The 17,757-nt window shown below is 45.7% G+C and carries 12 protein-coding genes; 6 read left to right on the plus strand and 6 right to left on the minus strand.

Features of this window, described 5'->3' with window-relative positions; genetic code table 11:
• The 3 genes from B5D48_RS07370 to B5D48_RS07380 all read right to left on the minus strand — a co-directional run.
• Positions 1–547, minus strand: a 547-nt coding sequence (locus tag B5D48_RS07370) for a hypothetical protein (RefSeq protein WP_143742825.1), incomplete at its 3' end; no start/stop codon positions are given.
• 7 nt (positions 548–554) lie between these two features.
• Positions 555–2,558, minus strand: coding sequence for a C1 family peptidase (locus tag B5D48_RS07375; protein WP_042120179.1), 2,004 nt, complete (start codon positions 2,556–2,558; stop codon positions 555–557).
• A 4-nt stretch (positions 2,559–2,562) separates the two neighbouring features.
• A complete protein-coding gene (locus B5D48_RS07380) occupies positions 2,563–3,897 on the minus strand; it encodes a tail fiber domain-containing protein (RefSeq protein WP_023936530.1) in 1,335 nt (444 codons plus the stop codon).
• A 974-nt stretch (positions 3,898–4,871) separates the two neighbouring features.
• Between B5D48_RS07380 and murC the strand changes: the two genes are divergently transcribed.
• The 5 genes from murC to B5D48_RS07410 all read left to right on the plus strand — a co-directional run bounded on the left by murC (position 4,872) and on the right by B5D48_RS07410 (position 11,421).
• A complete protein-coding gene (murC, locus tag B5D48_RS07390; protein WP_023936542.1) occupies positions 4,872–6,236 on the plus strand; it encodes a UDP-N-acetylmuramate--L-alanine ligase in 1,365 nt (454 codons plus the stop codon).
• Between the two features lie 6 nt (positions 6,237–6,242).
• Positions 6,243–7,034 carry a cell division protein FtsQ/DivIB gene (locus B5D48_RS07395; RefSeq protein ID WP_023936544.1) on the plus strand — a complete coding sequence of 264 codons (792 nt, stop codon included), beginning with the start codon at positions 6,243–6,245 and terminating at the stop codon, positions 7,032–7,034.
• A gap of 84 nt (positions 7,035–7,118) precedes the next feature.
• On the plus strand, positions 7,119–8,570 hold the full coding sequence (locus tag B5D48_RS07400; RefSeq protein ID WP_052512517.1) for a cell division FtsA domain-containing protein: 1,452 nt from the start codon (positions 7,119–7,121) through the stop codon (positions 8,568–8,570).
• A 9-nt stretch (positions 8,571–8,579) separates the two neighbouring features.
• Positions 8,580–9,929 (plus strand): cell division protein FtsZ, encoded by a 1,350-nt coding sequence (gene ftsZ / locus B5D48_RS07405; protein ID WP_023936547.1) that lies wholly within the window; start codon positions 8,580–8,582, stop codon positions 9,927–9,929.
• Positions 9,930–9,978: 49 nt separating this feature from the next.
• Complete coding sequence (locus tag B5D48_RS07410) at positions 9,979–11,421, plus strand: DUF3078 domain-containing protein (protein ID WP_023936548.1); 1,443 nt, start codon at positions 9,979–9,981, stop codon at positions 11,419–11,421.
• 34 nt (positions 11,422–11,455) lie between these two features.
• Here the strand turns inward: B5D48_RS07410 and B5D48_RS07415 are convergent, their stop codons facing one another.
• The 3 genes from B5D48_RS07415 to B5D48_RS07425 are packed head-to-tail and all read right to left on the minus strand — an operon-like array spanning position 11,456 to position 13,938.
• Positions 11,456–12,649: a class I SAM-dependent rRNA methyltransferase gene (locus B5D48_RS07415; protein WP_023936549.1), complete on the minus strand. Its 1,194-nt coding sequence runs from the start codon at positions 12,647–12,649 to the stop codon at positions 11,456–11,458.
• A complete protein-coding gene (locus B5D48_RS07420; RefSeq protein WP_023936550.1) occupies positions 12,646–13,251 on the minus strand; it encodes a 3'-5' exonuclease in 606 nt (201 codons plus the stop codon). Before B5D48_RS07420 ends, B5D48_RS07415 begins: the two co-directional genes overlap by 4 nt.
• Before the next feature lie 51 nt (positions 13,252–13,302).
• Positions 13,303–13,938 (minus strand): DUF5063 domain-containing protein, encoded by a 636-nt coding sequence (locus B5D48_RS07425; RefSeq protein WP_023936551.1) that lies wholly within the window; start codon positions 13,936–13,938, stop codon positions 13,303–13,305.
• Positions 13,939–14,874: 936 nt separating this feature from the next.
• On the opposite strand from B5D48_RS07425, the gene B5D48_RS07430 reads away from it, so the two are divergent.
• The gene (locus tag B5D48_RS07430; RefSeq protein ID WP_234985411.1) at positions 14,875–17,754 is read left to right on the plus strand and encodes a hybrid sensor histidine kinase/response regulator transcription factor; all 2,880 of its coding nucleotides are present in this window, start codon (positions 14,875–14,877) and stop codon (positions 17,752–17,754) included.
• The last annotated feature ends 3 nt before the right edge of the window (positions 17,755–17,757 follow it).

Below are 17,757 nucleotides of genomic sequence, written 5' to 3' on the forward strand. Positions count from 1 at the left end.
GCTGAGTGACGGTATAAGAGCGTATTGTATCTGTCCCATACACCAGGAGGGAGAGAGGCTGGTACTCTTGAGTGATATACGATTTTCCGGAAATCTCTATTTCCTGCCGTGATAGCACTTTTGTTTTGATGGGTGATGCTTTTCCTGCACTCTTAGAGAAGGCGCATAACTCCAGCTCATCACCACTTGTGGCAGAGAGGTCGTATAGCAAATGCAGGGAGCCGTCTTTCCTTTGCAGGTAGGCCTTAGGTCCCTCGTAGTAGATATAGAAAGGAGGCTCCGTTGCGCTGCCGAATTTAGTGACATGAGTTGCCTGGTACTCCACAACGCTTTTCCCCTGACGCTCACTCTTGCCTATGGTTTTGATCTTTGTGTAGCCACATGTTTGTGGCAGGCTCTCGTCTCCTGTGGATCCGTATTTATAGTCGTAGTACCACTCGCTGTCCATGGGTGGCTCTGCCATAACTGTTTGGGCAGCCATGCGACTACCAACCATTGAGCACAACGCCAATAAGGCGAATACGATTGTTAGTCTGTAATGTTTCATGGTTTATTTATTTTGGATTTATTATTTGTCGTTGAGCCCTTATAAAGCCTCCGGATTTGATAATCAACTCAGCTCCTCGGTCAATTTTTACCTTACCTTTTTGGCTCATTACTATTTTGCCTTGATCCATAAATGTTGTCTTGGACCCGGGGAATGCACTAAACTTTTCGACATTATAGATCATGCCCCCCTCCATGATTGTTAATTCGGCACCGGGTTCCAACGTTATGGTTGCTTGGGTGCAGTTTACCTTTCTGGGGATAAAAAGGTGACCACCACTCTTTACTCGGATTGAACCAACAATCCCTTCCCATATGAGACTCACGTGATTATCTATGACAAGATGCTTGGAAAAGAGGTTGTTGTAGCATCTTCCGAATTCATCGATCATTCCTGTATTCGGGTTATTGTCGTCTCCATCAGGAGTGTCCGGGACGTATTCCGGGGCATACTGGGGCTTTGGCCCAATACCCCAAAAATAGAAACCATCCCCATCTCTATCTGACACAACAGGGTGGACTTTTACTCCTCCTTCTTCGACTCCGCCACTGAATGCTAGCGTTCCAATGGAGCAGGATCTGGATACTCCGTTTTTTGTCCTTCCTTCATATCGAAGCATTCTCATATAGCCATTATCTCCATGATCTTCTCCAAAGCTGTTCTTAAATTCCCAATAGACTTTTCCATAAAAAGGACTGGTTTTGTCAAATTCAATGTGAGTGATTGTGCCATCTTCAGAAGGCCAGAAAAGCTCCCAGTCTTCCTCTCCTACCACTCCATACCCTGTAAGACTCATCGCATGTCCACTACCATGCTGGATACCCAAAGTATCAATATTGTGTTTGAAATAGTGTACAGAAGCGACTAAAGGGCCATGCTTTAAGAGGGCATCAATCATGGAAGACGTGGAATTTTTCTTATACACAGAGGATAAAGCCCTGATTTTAGGCCCGGAATGAGAGAGTTCGTCGCAGGAGACATATTTCCATAACCATGGATTCTCTTCTTCGTAAGAGATCCCGGTACTCGCTGCATATTCAGCTGCTTCGAATGTATAACCGGGAAACACAGTCTCTCCGTTTACAGAATCCATTGCTTCTGAACAAGAGATCATATCTTGCTCTGAAAGATCCAACCCTTCAAGGACTTCTCCTCGGCATAAATTATAGTAGGCCTCCAGAGTCGCGACCGCAGAAAAAGCCCAACAGCCGTCAGTTGACCCCTGTGATTTTGCAGGAGTGTTCCAGTTTTTTCCGTGCCTGTTTCTCCAAGAGAAACTTTCCACATATTGGGTTCCTTTGATAGAGTCGGGACAATGAATCTCTTTGTAGGCTTCCAGAATAGGGAAGTGCACATATGCACCATCTGCGAAATACTCTATTCCATAGTAGTCACTTTCATCAGAGAAGTCTTTCAGTATGTGAATCTTTTCTTCATAGGGACGTTCCGAAAGTTCAGTTCGTTTGGCAACCCAGGGAATACCCCACTTTGTGTTATACTTATTTATTGCTAGGATTTCAGCATCGATAGCTTCAAGACGCATCTTATCCGCATCAAGTTTCATCTTTGCAAAAGATTTGGAGGACATTTCTTGCTTTGTATAGTTGATAGAATGCAGTTGCACAGTGCATTCTCGTAGCTCGAAATTAATTGATTGTACATCTATTGCCTGTAGGGCTGATGTTTCCAGAGCCACATTTTCCAGCGTAATTCTTTTGTTTTCGTCTGCAAGAGCTCCTATCCCCCTTGCTATTAAATAGCTACCTCCTTTTTTATCTTTCAGCAATATTCGGAAGATTCCCGTGGGGCTGGTAAAAAATAATTCTGCATCTATCCCTAAGAATACGATTTGTTTTAATTCCTCAACATCAGTTATAGAGAAAGATTCGTTATTCTCAACCGCATACGAAATCTTGGTTAGAGAAGAGCGATAGGGAGTCTTCATAATCTGTGCATGAACCCCAAAACATATGCAGGTGGCCAGTAGTATGAGTTTTAATAATCGTTTCATAGGGCTATCTCTTCAAAATCATCTTTTTTGTATCAATCTCTTCGTTATCAACGATCAAACTGTAGAGATACATTCCATCTGCCATTTTATCTGCTGCGAATACGACAACTGCACGTTGGCCTCGTTCCATACAAGGTAGAGTTGTGAGCATCTTACCTTGCATATCGAAAACCCCAATATATGCCTCTTTTGTTTGCAGAGGGAGGTAGTACTCTATGGTTGTTTGGTCAGCAAACGGATTAGGCTTATTCCCATAGAGGATGGGAGTCTGTAGCTCACTCAGATTGCTTGTCTCCATTACTTGATCTTTAGTCCCTCTGAGCATATTAGGGTTGTTTTTGATGTGATAAATAGATTGCTGTAAGCGTTGATTTTCAGCTTTTAGTTCTTGCAGGCCTTCTACTAATAGGGGGATAAGAGCTGTGTATTGTACGCTATACAGGCCGGTCTCTTTGTCATAGTCTACCAAATCGGGAAAAATTTGCTTCAATTCTTGTGCTACAAAGCCATACTGAGTCTTGGCTCTGTGCTTAGCCTCTCTTTCTTGGTGGCGAGCTATCACTTCTCTGTCCTTGGCCGACAGTTCAACAGAGGAGTCTCCAGTGGCTGACGATGGTGCGATAGGAGAAGTCGCAACTTCTTCCTTTAGTTTGTAGCTGATTGGCCTAAGAAGAGACAACTTAGAGAGGGCTTGCCCTTCCGGAATGTTTTCGATATTGGTTTTACTTCTTTCATCCGATGTGATATAGGGGTGTTCCCTAGTATAGGACCGATTACTATACACATCAGACCAGTAGTGTGTGCTGTTGCCAAGGAACCCCCACCCAGAACCGAAAGGTCTGATTGTAGTTTGTCCTCCCATGGATGAGTTGTCTACAATCAACCCTGAACTCAGGTTTGATGTTTCGGGAACACCACTCAGTCCTGTGAACATACCAAACCATACAGCAGGGTTGTCCGGGTCTTCATTAGAGCGAATCAAGAAACGTTCTCCCAACTGTCCATGGGCCATTGTAGAGATAAAGAATGTTGCATGTTCGGGCGAAGAGAGATAGTGTGTTCCTAAATAACTGGAGACCTGCGAATTTCCTAAAACTCCACTTCTGAATGCGATTTTGGAAGCACAAAAGCCAGTTCTTGCTTTATTTTCCAGCAAGAGAGCTGTCCCCTCTTCTCCATAAGTTCCTGCGAGAGCATTTGAGGCTGAGATATGCAAGCCTTGATTAAGCCCTCCTTGATGAGCTTTGATCTTTACTTGACCATTACTTTCTACAGTTAACTGTGCCTGCGCAAAATAGGGCAAAAGACTAAGGATAATTCCTAAGAAGATTTTTTTCATCGTAGCTTTTTATTTAAGTTAAACATAGGTAAGAGGCAAGAGAGCCTCTTTGTATTGCATTAAGAATTGCGTAACTCTAATGTCTGACAGCGAAGTTATAAAAAGAATAAGTAAAAACAAACAAAAGAGAGTTGTGTGCCCTAATTGCAAATGTATTCTTTGATAGAGGAATACCTAATTGAGACTACCGCATGATATGCTACCCACTTTGTTCTTTTTGACATTTAGTTTGGTTTACATACTTGAGTGTATAACCCAAGCTCCAGCCTCAGAGCCTTGTGGATTCTTTGTTTTTAACAATAATGTGGTATAATTAGGGCGAGAATACCCCTTTATTGGCCTTGTCATGCTTCTCTCTTTTGATGCCGACAATTGCTGTTTGGGTTCGAGATAAAATTTTCTGGGGAGAGAGCGAAAATTCTCTCCTGAGAGAATTTTTGCTAACACAGGAGAAAACAAAGTTTCTCTGAGGAGAGAATTTTGACCCTCTCAGAACGCCCTATTCATCGGAGTTTTGATAGAGGTCGAAAAGCCCTCAAAAAGAGCTTTTTCCCCAATCTACCACCACGACCTGCTATTGTATTTGATAGGACGTATTTGTACTAATTTGGAAAAATGAGCTTTGTGCGTTTGCCATATCGTGAGATCAAGCAGCGATCTCTCTGGAAGGGCTCTTTGATTTTGTCGCTTGAGTCTGCTTAGGTCTGCTATGCAACACTGTTTTTACTTAATCGCAATAGGCTCTGGATACTATTGCATAGCACAGTATTCGCTGTGTTATTTTCGACATTTGGGTTTGGTCGTGTATGACTGTGTATTCCCTTTTTCTCCCTCTGTCTCAATGCCTTCAAGATTACCATATTCTGCAAAGTCTCCAAAATGCCAAGTTCTAATTGCTACTTTGGAGCTCGTGCAAAGGTCTCCTCTAATTACCAGGGAATAGTCTATCTTTGTATAACGGAAAGTCAAATACAATGAAAAGGGTTTATTTCATCGGGATAGGGGGGATAGGCATGAGTGCCATTGCTCGTTATTTTTCCTTCAAAGGTATGGAGGTGGCAGGCTATGATCTCACTTCTACTCCATTGACAGACAAGCTCAAAGGGGAGGGTATTGCCGTTCACTTCGAGGATAAACCCGAGCTGATCCCCCCCTCTTTCAGAGATGTGGAGGAGACGCTCGTTGTGTATACGCCGGCAGTGCCACCTTCGCATCAGGAATTGACTTATTTCCGGGAGGGCGGTTACAAAGTGCTCAAACGTGCCGAAGTATTGGGGGAAATTACCCGAATGGGGAAGGCTCTCTGTGTGGCCGGCACCCATGGCAAGACCACGACTTCCACCTTGTTGGCTCACCTGCTGCGCAGCTCGGAGCCGGATTGCAGTGCCTTTTTGGGAGGAATATCCGTTAATTACGGGAGTAATTACCTGCTCTCACCCAAAAGTGATCTTATCGTTGTCGAGGCTGACGAATACGATCGTTCGTTTCATCGATTGAGCCCGTATATGGCTATCGTTACCAGCACCGATCCGGATCATTTGGATATTTATGGTACTCCTGAGAATTACATAGAGAGTTTCAAGCATTTTGTATCGCTCATTGAGTCGGGCGGTGCTCTTGTGATGAAGAAAGGTTTGGACTTGGCTTCTTCTGTCGGCCCCGATGTGCAGGTTTACACGTACTCGGCTCAGGAAGAGGCGGATTATTATGCATCGAACATTCGCTTTCAGGATGGACATCTGCTTTTCGACTGGTATGCCCCCAATGGGTTGGAGCTCCGAAATTTGGATTTGGGAGTACCTCTGCGGATCAATGTTGAGAATGCTGTGGCGGCCTTGGCTGTAGCTTCGCTCAACGGAGCTTCCATGGAAAGACTGAGAGCCGGTATAGCTTCTTTCCGAGGGGCACAAAGACGCTTTGAACGCATCGTAGACAGTTCGCGAGTTGTCTTTATTTCGGATTATGCGCATCATCCAGCCGAGTTGGAAGCCTCTTTGCAGTCTGTAAGGGAATTGTACCGAGGGAAGAGAATTTTGGGTATTTTCCAGCCACACCTCTATTCACGCACTGCCGACTTTTATCGGGAGTTTGCCAAGAGCCTTTCTGCTTTGGACGAAGTTGTCCTTGTCGATATTTATCCGGCACGAGAGGAGCCTTTGCCAGGTGTTAGCTCGCATATGATAGCTGATTTGTTGCCGGGAGAGGTTCCTGTATTGGCTCTCGATGAATTGCTGCCACATGTCCGGCAACGCAATATCCCGGATGTGGTGATTGTCTTAGGGGCCGGAGATATAGATCGGGAAGTACCACATTTGGCCGAATACTTACGCTCTCTGTAAATTCAGATGATGGAAAAGATACTCAAACGCATATTTGCTTTGGCTCTGCTCATCTATATCGGATGGGCAGTGGTGTACTTTTCCTCGAAAGACAACCTGTATCGTAGCGGTAGGGATGTTTGTCGGGATCTGAAAATCAAGTTGATCGACGAGGAAGGGGATGTGCGCATGACCGAGCAAGACGTGCTGCGAGAACTCAAACGGCTGAAATGCTATCCGGTGGGGCAGGCTGTGGATTCCATATCGCTACCTGAGATAGAGAGCCGTCTGAAAGGGACGGGGCTGTTCAAGGAAGCGCAGGCATACCTAAGCCCGAGCTTTAGGTTGCATCTGAAACTGGTCTGCAATGAGCCCTATTTCTTTGTTCAACTGTCGGACAATAGGTCTTTTCATGTCACTAAGGAGCGGCAAATTGTGCCTGTATCTATCGACTACTCTTTACCCTTGTTGGTCGTATCGGGTCAGGTGGATAGTTTGGCTGCCGTTACCGGCTTATTCGATTTGGTGAATGAGATCGAACAAAACCAGACATGGAAAAATCTTTTTTCCCAAGTCTATGTCAGGCCGGATGGAGATGTGTGCTTGCTCTCAAGGATTGCAGATATGGAAATAATCCTCGGCAAGACCCCTAATTGGAGAGATAAGCTGGACAAGTTGGAGGTATTTATCAATCAGGTTATCCCTCGCACAGGCTGGGATGCTTATAGCACGATAAACCTTAAGTTTGCCGGACAAATAGTGGCCAAACAACGCCCGGCAGAGTCGCATGTGCAAACGTCGGCCACACCTTCTGTGTAAAAACAGGTATGAGTCAATAGTCCGGGGGGTTGCCTGTGGCTGGTCTTGGTCTATGACATCAATGAAAAGCAACAATATAGCACAATGAATATGCATGATATAATGGCCGTGATAGACCTTGGGTCTGCCTCCTCTGTTGGGATGCTCGGATACAAGGATGCCGACAATGTCGTTCATCCCACAGCTTTCGTAGAGGAGCCGTCATTGGGTAATATCCGGCATGGATATGTCTACAATGTAGACGGTACCGCAGCCCTCATCAAGCGAATTGTAACGGCTTTGGATAAGAATCTGGAGGAGAATTTGACGATCTCACAGGTCTATGTAGGGGTCGGTGCGCAGTCTCTCTCCACTACCGAATATATCGTTTCTCGCTCCTTCCCCGAAGAAATCATCATCTCGGAGGAGTTGATACAGGAGTTTACGGAAGAAGTCGAGCGTGTATACACCGAGGGTCGTGAAACGCTTATGATTACGGCTCCCTTTTTCATCGTTAATGGTATGCAGGCTCTACGGCCACAGGGAATGCCGTGTAGAGAGATTGAGGCTGTCTTTCAGATTGTTTCGGCACGCTCTTCTATCAAGCGCAACGTACAGCTGGCAGTAGAGAAGGCCGGCTTGGGCTTTGCAGGTTTGCTGGTCTCCCCTATTGCTTTGGCTGAGGTTACTCTGTCGGCGGAGGAGCGCATCCTCGGTTGCAGTCAGATAGATTTGGGAGCCGGGTGCACGTCGGTCTGTATTTACAAGAGTGGTACTTTGGCTATGCTTCAGGTTTTACCCATGGGAGGGGCCAACGTTACGATGGACCTCACTTCGCTTCGCTTGGTGGAAGCCGATGCCGAGGCCCTCAAGCTGGATTCTGCCTCGATGAACATAGAGAACGACAAGGAAAAAACCTTGAGCATCAAAGTCCCGGATCGGCAGACCGAACGTGTGATCAAGTATTACGACATAGGGAAACTCACTGCTGCCAGAATGAAAGAGATCCTGGCAAACATTGTGAACATCATTAAGATATCGAACTTGCAGAACACGCTGGATGCCGGGATGCAGGTAGGCGGTGGGGGTGCTCAGTTGGATGGCTTCATCGATTACTTGACCAAGGAGTTGCAAGCAGTCAATCCTATACAGCTGCGTCATGATCTCATCAGTTGGGATCTGGACGAAGCATTAAGACCTAAGCTCTACACGGCTATCGGCTTGCTGCGTATGGCCAATATGGCTTGTACCACGAACAAAAGACCTTGGTCTGAATATGTAGACGAAACCCTGCAGAAAAGCGAACGCACAGAGACTGATGACCTCGCTACCGATCCTTGGAGCAGAAAGGGCGAGAATGCTGATGTCATATCATCCGGTATCACTATCGAGCATAACAGCAACGAAAAGAACGAGGAGAAGAAAGGTAGTCTCAAAAAGAAAAAAAGCGAAGAAAAGAAGACAAGCAAGATCGGAGCTATCTTCGGCGATAAGATCAACAGGCTGTTTGATTTTCTTGGAGATGGAGACGAGACAGACAACAACACAAAAAACTAATCCGTAGCAATGCAAGACGAACTTCTCAATTATCAACACGAACAGACCGGCAACCCTATACTGATCAAGGTGATTGGTGTAGGTGGCGGTGGCGGTAATGCGGTAGAGAATATGTTCATGAGCGGCATCAAAGATGTCAGCTTTGTCCTCTGCAATACGGACAAGCAGGTCTTGAACAGTAGTCGTATCCCCAACAAACTGGTACTCGGAGAATCCATCACAAGAGGTTTGGGAGCCGGCAACCGCCCCGAGATAGGGAGGAAAGCAGCAGAGAACAGTGAGCAGGAGATCCGCAAGATGCTCGATGACGGTCAGACTCGTATGGTTTTTGTTACAGCCGGGATGGGAGGAGGAACAGGTACGGGAGCTGCACCCGTAGTAAGCCGGATCGCCCGTGATATGGGCTTGCTCACGGTAGGTATTGTGACGATTCCTTTTATCTTCGAGGGCAAGGTGAAGATTTTGCAAGCTTTGGAAGGAGTAGAAGAGATCCGCAAGAATGTGGATGCTCTGCTGGTGGTGAATAATGAAAGGCTATGTACCATATATCAGGACTACTCCATAGCCAATGCTTTTAAGAAAGCAGATGAGACACTCACCAACGCTGCAAGCGGAATTTCCAACATGATCAATATCAAGGGGCAGATCAATGTGGACTTTGCCGATGTGGAGACTACACTCAAGGATGGAGGAGTTGCGATTATCAGTTCCGGCTATGGAGAAGGAGACAACCGGATGCAGAAGGCCATAGACGATGCCTTGAATTCGCCTTTGCTGAACAACAATGATATTTTCAAGGCACAGAAGGTCCTTATCAATATCTACTACTCCCCGGAGTCGGAGGTTCAGATGGAGGAATTCACTGCTATACACGAATTGACCGCTAAGATCGAAACACGCTATCAGGCCATTTGGGGCTATGCCATAGATGAGTCTCTGGGACAAAAGGTCAAGGTTACGATTTTGGCGTCCGGATTTGACTTCAGCACAACTCGGGCCAGTATCAGTCAGGGGATCCAGGAAAAGCCTGGTTTCCCAACCCTGACGGCAAGTAACAGTCAGGAAATACGCCAGCGCGAGAAAGAATTGATAGACCAGTATTACGGAGCTAAACGCCTGGAGCAGATAACCTTTAAGCCCGTCATATTGAGCTTGGCAGAGTTAGATAACGATGAACTAATCATCGAATTGGATCGAATGCCTACCCTAAGCCGAAACCTCCACAACATAATGGAGATACGTAAGCGATACCAAGCCAAGATAGAGCAGACGCAGAAAGCCGAGGACAATGAGGAGGCAGAAGATTTGCAGCAAAACGAAGAAACAGCTCCGACTCAGCAGGATACCATCCTTTTTTGATTTGTATTTTTACGAATAATACGTTTCCCTTCTCTTCCGGTCATTTTCGATGAGAATAGTTGCAAATTGGGGCTTTATTACCCGTCGGTTCTCTCTTTGGTTTTGTTGTGCACTACTCTGTTGTGGTTTCTCTTTGTCGGCCCAGCAAGAAAAGACCGACTCTGTTGTCACGCTTGAAACACTCCATCTCTACTTAGACAGAGAGCCGGCAGAAGCCGAAAGTGCTGCGTTAGAGCTTTTGCGAATGGAGTACAACCCCGACGGACACCCTCTCTTGCGCTACTACTTCTCGGGTGGGGCTATCCCTGCGTCTTTCCACACGGCAGCATCCGTGGTATTTACCAGACTGCTTGTTATCCCTTGGGTGCGGAGCTATCCCAGCTCTCACATAGACCATTTGCCGGTGGAGGCCGGTCTGAATACCCCGAACATAAGGAAGGGAGGTTTGTCTTACTCTCTGCCAGAGGAGATGAGGGCCGAACAGCAAATACGCAAGATTTGGGAGAGACTGTCGTATCGTCGTCCCGAGCTATTCGCTTATAGTCAAGAGGAGTTGAACAAATATCGAATCAATCTCTCCGACATAAAGCCTGAAACGATATATTTGGCCGACTCGATCGCAGCGATGCAGGAGGACAATATACGTTGGTTGGCTGGTCTAAATACCGTCTTGAAGAAGCGAAAGTACTGGAGCCCCAGTTTTGAAAGTACATTGCAGTTTTCGCAAAACTATGTTTCCTCCAACTGGCACAAAGGCGGAGCAAGCAATATCAATCTTTTTTCTCGTGATTTCCTCGCAATAGAATACAAAAGAGGAAAGGTAAAGTGGAATAATGAGTTGGAAGCTAAGCTAAGCGTTTATAATGCACAGGGAGATACATTGCGCAAATATCGTGTTGCCGATGACTTATTGCGTTTGCGCAGCAATTTTGGCTATCAGGCTTATCGTCGTTGGTATTACTCTGCCGACATGGAAACCCGTACCCAGCTTTTTACGGCTCACAAAGAGAATTCCGGAGAGATACAAGCAGCTTTCTTGGCTCCACTTTCTTTGGATTTTGGCTTGGGTATGCAGTATGCACTGGAGAAAAAGAGCCATAAGGTCTATGGTCGGAAATTCAAACTCAAGCTCAATCTTGCTCCTTTTTCCTACAACATGAAATGGAGTCCCCGGAGTGACATCGATTTGCCGAGACATGGCTTTGAGAAAGGAGAGCAATTCTTGCAACGGGTCGGTTCCAGTGTGAAAGCGGAGTTTGCTGTAGACTTTAATCTAAACCTCAGTTGGCAATCCCGACTATACTATATCACTTCGTATCAATCCATTACTGCAGAGTGGGAGAATACTATCAATTTGGCACTTACCAAACACTTCTCCACTCGCCTCTATCTCTATCTCAGATACGACGACTCGGCTCCTATTGCAAATGTTTTGGGGCGTTATTTACAGACAAACGAACTGACCAGCTTTGGCTTCAATTATCGCTTCTAACGGAGCATGAGACGGCCGTGTTGGCTCTGTCCTATCAGTCTACGTACAGGACCAAGCCTTTGAGGTATTCGCCTTCGGGGTGATAAATGTTGATCGGGTGGTCGGAAGGCTGTGTCATTTGGTGCAGGATGCGCACTTCTCGCTTGGCTGCGGCTGCTGCGGAGAAAACGGCTTGCCTAAATTCTTCTCTACTGACAGCCTGCGAGCAGCTAAAAGTAAACACAACTCCTCCTGAAGCAATTTTCTCGAATGCTATTGTATTGAGACGACGATAGCCTTTCAGTGCGTTGTGCAGTACTTTACGGTGTTTGGCAAAAGCCGGAGGATCCAAGACGATGAGATCATAGGCCCCCTTCTCTATTTGCTCCAAATAGCGGAATGCATCTTCAGCCACAGCTTGATGTCTGGTAGAGTTTGCAAAGTTGAGAGCTACGTTTCGCACAGCCAGATCTATCGCTTTGGATGAGCTATCGACAGAAACGACTTTTTCGGCATTCCCCGCCAATGCAAAGAGAGAAAACCCACCTGTGTAGCAAAACATATTCAGAACCCTGCGCCCATCGGCATAAGCCTTGAGCAAAGCTCTATTGTCTCTTTGATCGAGGAAAAAGCCTGTTTTTTGCCCACGTTTCCAGTCGGGGTAGAACTGTAGACCGTTTTCCCTGGCTACATTCACATTAGAGTTATTGCCGAAGATAAAGCCGTCTTCTACCTCCACATCAGCCATATGGGGTAGAGTGTTGGCACTCTTGTAGTACACAGCCTGCACAGCTCCACCTGTTATTTCGGGAAGCAATTCTGCAATGAGGCCGGCAACATTGTGCATCCCCAGGGTATGTGCTTGCATTACAGCTGTATCGCCATACACATCTATAATCAAACCAGGCAAATTGTCTCCCTCTCCATGTACCAAACGGTAGGAGTTGTTTTCGTTGGAGATAAGCCCGAGGCTTTCCCTCAACTTATAGGCTGCAGAGAGTCTTTTGAGCCAGAAGTCACGATTTATGGTTTCTCCTGTATCGAAAGAGAGCATTCTCACAGCTATGGTAGAGGGGGCAAAATGTCCTATTCCAAGAGGATCTCCGTTAGCGGAATAAACGGCTACAAGATCTCCCTCGTCGATCTCTCTGTCTATTCCGGCAATGGCTCCGGAGAAAATCCACGGATGAAAACGTTTGAGGCTCTCCTCTTTGTGGGCCTTTAGAGTAAGTTTTGCTATATCGTTCATAGAAGTGCAAATTGAGTAGGGGAGGGGACTGGTAGCGACATCAAGTACTCGTATATCTTCAAGCAAGCCCAGGCATCCAAAGCGGCATATCGTTGCTGTGCCGGGCTGAGGGTTGGAGCTTCCCAGTTGCTTAGCTGCTGTGCCTTGCTGATCGCTTTGCCAAAAATGATTGCATAGATTTTTCGTAGACCGCTCTCTTTGATCCCATAGGCAGGGCAAAGGCGTTGGAGCTCTACAAAGCCTTCAGCCTGGAACTCCATTCGTCTGCGTAAGGAAATATAGTCGTCGTGTATACTCAATCCTACCTTGAGTATCTCGGGATTCTCCAGCAATGATTTGATCTCCTCGGTCATATCTGTCTTGTTGAGTCTGATCAAGAAGCAGTCGGTAGGTGTGGAGAGTTGCAATAGAGAGACCAAAGTGCGGCATCCTTTGGTGAAGCAGGGTTTTGTTTCCGTATCGAAGCCGAGCACTCGCTGACGAGAGAGGTACCCGATTGTATCCGGCAAGGCTTCCGGAGTGTCTATCACGTGTATCTGCCCGGGAAAGCTTTCTTGCTCGAAGGTCGATACTATTTCTTTGTCTATGGTAGCCGATAGCATTGAGTGTATAGTTAGGTTTTTGTGTAGAGGGATGTGCAGAGGTAGTTCTTTTTATTGTTCTGGCTCTTCCCGATAGGGCTCTTCGTCTGTTGTGTCATCTCCCAAGAGAGAGCAGTGCAAACGGTGCAGAGGTCCCAATGTGGCCAGGAGACGCTCACCCCAATAGTCTATGAAATAGAATTTGGCTCGTCCGATAGCTACAATAGAGGTGTATTCTTCGGCCTCTCTGATATTACCCAAGAGATCAACTACTTGCTGGTACACATCGGCCAAACACTCACCTAAACTTGCACCAATGGGTGTGTCACTATACTGCATATCTTGGTGAAGGGTTGTCAGGAAGCTATTATCTTCCCCCAACAATTGTTCTACACTGTTGCGCACATCGTCATACATCGTCTCTCCCACGAAGACCGGAGCATAGTCAGTCTCTTGATCGTAGTCATAGGCCGGGAGCAGTTGAGTATGCAGATAGAGCAAAGGCAGTATTTTCACTGCACGGTCTACGAAATCTCGCTTGTTGCCGTGCAAACAATTCTCTAAAAGCGACGCAAACTCCACACCTACTCGCGCAAAGTCAATGACTTCTTTACCAAAAATAGATTGATCTGAAGTATCCATGCCCCAAAGATAGTGATTTCGAGCCCTCTCTATTAGGTAGGAAAGCTCTATTTGGCCTTTTTGCATACAGAAGCTGTTGATTCTATGTAATAGCCTATGTGATGGTCTTCCAATTGTGTTGTAAGAGCTCGGTAATAGCTTCAAAATAAGTTCTCCCCTGTTTTTCGGCAGGTGCATATTCTCTCCTTTAGTGAGAGCCGAACTAATACGACATAGGACTATGATGCTTTGTTTTTTTTACACTCCATGATCCCTCTTTTTGCTTGCTTCCCTCCTGCCAAGTCAGGCCTAATTTATGAGTTAAAATAACTCTTCTTTTCTCCAATGCTTTTTCTCCTTTTTCTGTAAAAAAGAGAAATCCTCTTTCCTTTCTTTATATCTCCTCTTTTCTCTTGGTATCAGTATTTAATATGCTGTTTTATAAATATTTATGTCATATGTCAAAGGTGTATTAGGATTATTTGATCCTACATTTTGCGTAATTTGTACTAAAAGATGCGCATATACTTCAAGTTAATTGACACAAGAGATAATACATTTGCTTTCAGAGAATGAACCCAATTTTCAGATAGAGAGCTGAGCGAAGTTTTCGAGAAGGTCTGAAGGGTACGAAGCAGTTCTTTATTTTGTAGAGGAAAAGTGCTTTTGTTTAATTCTTAACAGATGGGAGAATATCGAATTAAGAAAGAAACTGTAATATGGACAAGGAGAGAGGCGGCGAGGTCTGACTAAAGTGTTTTTAAAAAAAAGCCAAATTACCAAAATTGGAGGAAACGAGGGAAGACTATGAATGAAGAAAAGGAGAGGTACTGAAGACTTCGCAAAAAGCAGCCGGGAGAAACGTGCAACGAAGAGAAAGCGAGTGGCGCAGGACAACCAGTCTTGTGCCACTTTTTTGTTACATTTGCGTTGTTTTTGTCTTCTGAGATTCGTTTCGAAAGAAAGAAAAGATAAAATCCTCTGAATACAGCATACTGTTTCTAAAATCTAAGAGATTTGCAAGTGACAGGAAGATTCTCGAACTGTACTATAAAAAAGGCAATAGCTTTGGGGTTGTTGCTGTTGCTTGCTCTTTTAGGCTGTAAAAAAGAGGAGCAAAGAACACTTACAGCCGAATACCGCTCCAAAAAGAGGCAAACAGAGCAGGAACTCAATGCCTCAAAACTTACAGCGGATTCGTTGCTTGTCCTGCTTGCAGAAAGTAAGGCAGAGGGAGACTTGCTCAAGCAGATGATCCTCTATCGGACATTAGGCAAGGCCATGAGAAATGCTTCTCGCTATACTGAGGCTCTTAATTATCATCAAACAGGTTTGGATGTAGCCATAGAATTGGGTGACTCGGCCGAAATGGCGCGTATACTCAATGATCTGGGGACTGACTTCCGACGCATCGGAGCCTTGGGAGAGGCCTCGGAGTATCACTATAAGGCATTAGAACTTGCCGATATGCACGTGGCAGAGGGCGATCCGGATTGGACGAAGAATCAGGTTGCGGCATTCAACGGAATTGGCAATGTCAATTTGGAGCTAAAGTACTACGATGAGGCCGAAGCCTACTTTGTCAAGGCTTTAGAAGGAGAACAAAGGTTAGGCAGTCATCTGGGAATTGCCATTAACTACGCCAATCTGGGAACAATCAGCCAGAGACGCAAGCATTACGACATGGCTCGCTCCTACTTTTTGCTCTCTCTGGAGCAAAATCGCTTAGCCAATAGCCCTCTGGGAATGGGCTTGTGTTATATCTTTTTGGGATCTATTTTGGAAGAGCAGGAGCAAAATGCCTTAGCTGAACATTATTACCAACAAGCTTATCAGCAAATGTTCGACATCGGGGATAAATGGCATTGGTTGGGAGCTTGTATTCCATTGGCTCGTGTCAGCCTAAAGCAGAAGAATTACTCCGGGTATCAGAAGTACATAGAATCAGCGGAGAAAGAGGCGAAAAACATCAATTCACTGTCTCATCTGGTAGACATCTACAAGCTCCGACAAGATTATGCCAAAGAGACGAAGGACTATCAACAGGCTCTCGACTATTTTGTACAAAGCTCACGCATAAGCGATACAATCAACGCAACCCGAAACATCAACCGTATGTTGGATGTGCGTGTCAATTACGAACGCAATAAGAGTGAGCAAAAAATAGAGGAACTCGAGGAACTTAATATGCAGCAGCAAAAGGAGAATGAGGCTTATATGTATTCTTCCTGGGCTGCCATTGCCGTATTGGCGGTGTTTCTTCTGCTTGTTGGCTATGCCTATCGCGAGGGGGTGAAAAACAATAAGCTCCTCAAGAAGATCGATACGATGCGTTCCGATTTCTTTGCCGGAATAACCCACGAGTTCCGTACCCCTATTACGGTGATGCTGGGTTTGAATGATCAAATGAGTCGATCGAGAGATTTGTCTCCTGAAGATGCGGATAAGTTTCGAGCCTCTATCCGCAGGCAGGGACAGCAGTTGTTGAGCCTGATTAACCAACTGTTGGATATATCCAAACTTCAAAAGGGTGTCACAGTGTCGGATTGGAGACATGGAGATATTGTCATGTTTGTCAACCTATTGATGGAGCCATTTGGCGTAATTGCTTCCGGCAAGGAGATAAGCTTCCGCTTTGAGCATGATGTCCCAAGTTGGGAAATCGATTTTGTACCGTCCTATGTACAGAAGATACTTTCCAATCTGGTTTCCAATGCGATCAAATACAGCCGATCGGGCGACAGTGTCCGTCTGTCTCTATCACATGGGCGAGGTAATAAACTTGTAATCCGAGTGGTCGATACCGGTGTTGGCATTATTTCGGAAGATTTGGATCGGATATTCGAGCCTTTCTACCGAAGTGCGTCTGCCGAATCCGGAGGAGGGAGTGGTATCGGCCTGTCCTTTACCCGGACTTTGGTCGAAAATCTTCGAGGGACAATAGAAGTCCAGAGTCAGTTGGGAAAAGGGAGCACTTTCACGGTAACACTTCCCATCACAAACACCAGTCCTCGCCCTATCAAGCCATGGATTGCCAATCCTTCCGATATGCCTAAGCTCGATGGAGAGGAGTTCTGTACAGATGAGACCGAAGTAGAGGATTCCCCTATGCAGGACGATAGACCAACTATTTTGCTGGTGGAGGACAACAAGGATGTCGGTTTTGTAGTGAAGCTGCTCGTCGAAGATGCGTACAATGTAGTACTTGCCGGGAATGGAAAAGAGGGATTGGTTAAGGCACAGGAGTTAGTTCCTGATTTGATAATTACCGATATTCTCATGCCTCAGATGAAAGGTACCGATATGTGCCGAGCGATCAAGGAAAGCAAGTTGCTAAACCATATACCGGTGATTATGATTTCGGCTCTTACATCCGAAGTAGAGCGACTCGAGGGGCTCAAAAGCGGAGCAGATGCCTATTTGGTCAAGCCTTTTTCTACTGATGAATTGAGGCTCCGGATAGATAATATATTGGCAGACCGTAAGCTTCTGAAGAAGCATTATATGAATCTCCTGCAAGAAGACAAAGGTGAAGGAGAGATGCCTCTTCCGGATTGCAATATGATTGGGCAAGCTTTCCTGAAAGAAGTCTCGGATATTGTATATGAAGAGATGACTAACCCTCTTTTCAGTTCTCCGATGTTGGCCGATCGTATGCATGTGAGTCTCTCTCAGCTCAACCGTAAGCTGACAGCTGTATGTGGGATGTCTTCGAGCATCTATGTTTTGCATATCAAGATACGGCATGCCTGCAAGCTCTTGAGAGATACGGACAAGACAATCCTCGAAATCAGCGAATTGACCGGTTTTAGTGAGCAATCCTACTTCTCTCGCGCTTTCAAAAAGCAAATGAATTGTACTCCTTCTCAGTACCGGCAAACCAATCCTCCCACTTCGTCTTAATTA

The sequence above is a fragment of the Porphyromonas crevioricanis genome (assembly GCF_900167225.1).
Lineage (GTDB): Bacteria > Bacteroidota > Bacteroidia > Bacteroidales > Porphyromonadaceae > Porphyromonas > Porphyromonas crevioricanis.

What these genes read in the sequence shown, in the direction of transcription:
- B5D48_RS07375 (WP_042120179.1), bottom strand. Translation starts at nt 2,558, where the DNA reads ATGAAACGATTATTAAAACTCATACTACTGGCCACCTGCATATGTTTT.
- B5D48_RS07380 (WP_023936530.1), bottom strand. Translation starts at nt 3,897, where the DNA reads ATGAAAAAAATCTTCTTAGGAATTATCCTTAGTCTTTTGCCCTATTTT.
- murC (WP_023936542.1), top strand. Translation starts at nt 4,872, where the DNA reads ATGAAAAGGGTTTATTTCATCGGGATAGGGGGGATAGGCATGAGTGCC.
- B5D48_RS07395 (WP_023936544.1), top strand. Translation starts at nt 6,243, where the DNA reads ATGATGGAAAAGATACTCAAACGCATATTTGCTTTGGCTCTGCTCATC.
- B5D48_RS07400 (WP_052512517.1), top strand. Translation starts at nt 7,119, where the DNA reads ATGAATATGCATGATATAATGGCCGTGATAGACCTTGGGTCTGCCTCC.
- ftsZ (WP_023936547.1), top strand. Translation starts at nt 8,580, where the DNA reads ATGCAAGACGAACTTCTCAATTATCAACACGAACAGACCGGCAACCCT.
- B5D48_RS07410 (WP_023936548.1), top strand. Translation starts at nt 9,979, where the DNA reads ATGAGAATAGTTGCAAATTGGGGCTTTATTACCCGTCGGTTCTCTCTT.
- B5D48_RS07415 (WP_023936549.1), bottom strand. Translation starts at nt 12,649, where the DNA reads ATGAACGATATAGCAAAACTTACTCTAAAGGCCCACAAAGAGGAGAGC.
- B5D48_RS07420 (WP_023936550.1), bottom strand. Translation starts at nt 13,251, where the DNA reads ATGCTATCGGCTACCATAGACAAAGAAATAGTATCGACCTTCGAGCAA.
- B5D48_RS07425 (WP_023936551.1), bottom strand. Translation starts at nt 13,938, where the DNA reads ATGCAAAAAGGCCAAATAGAGCTTTCCTACCTAATAGAGAGGGCTCGA.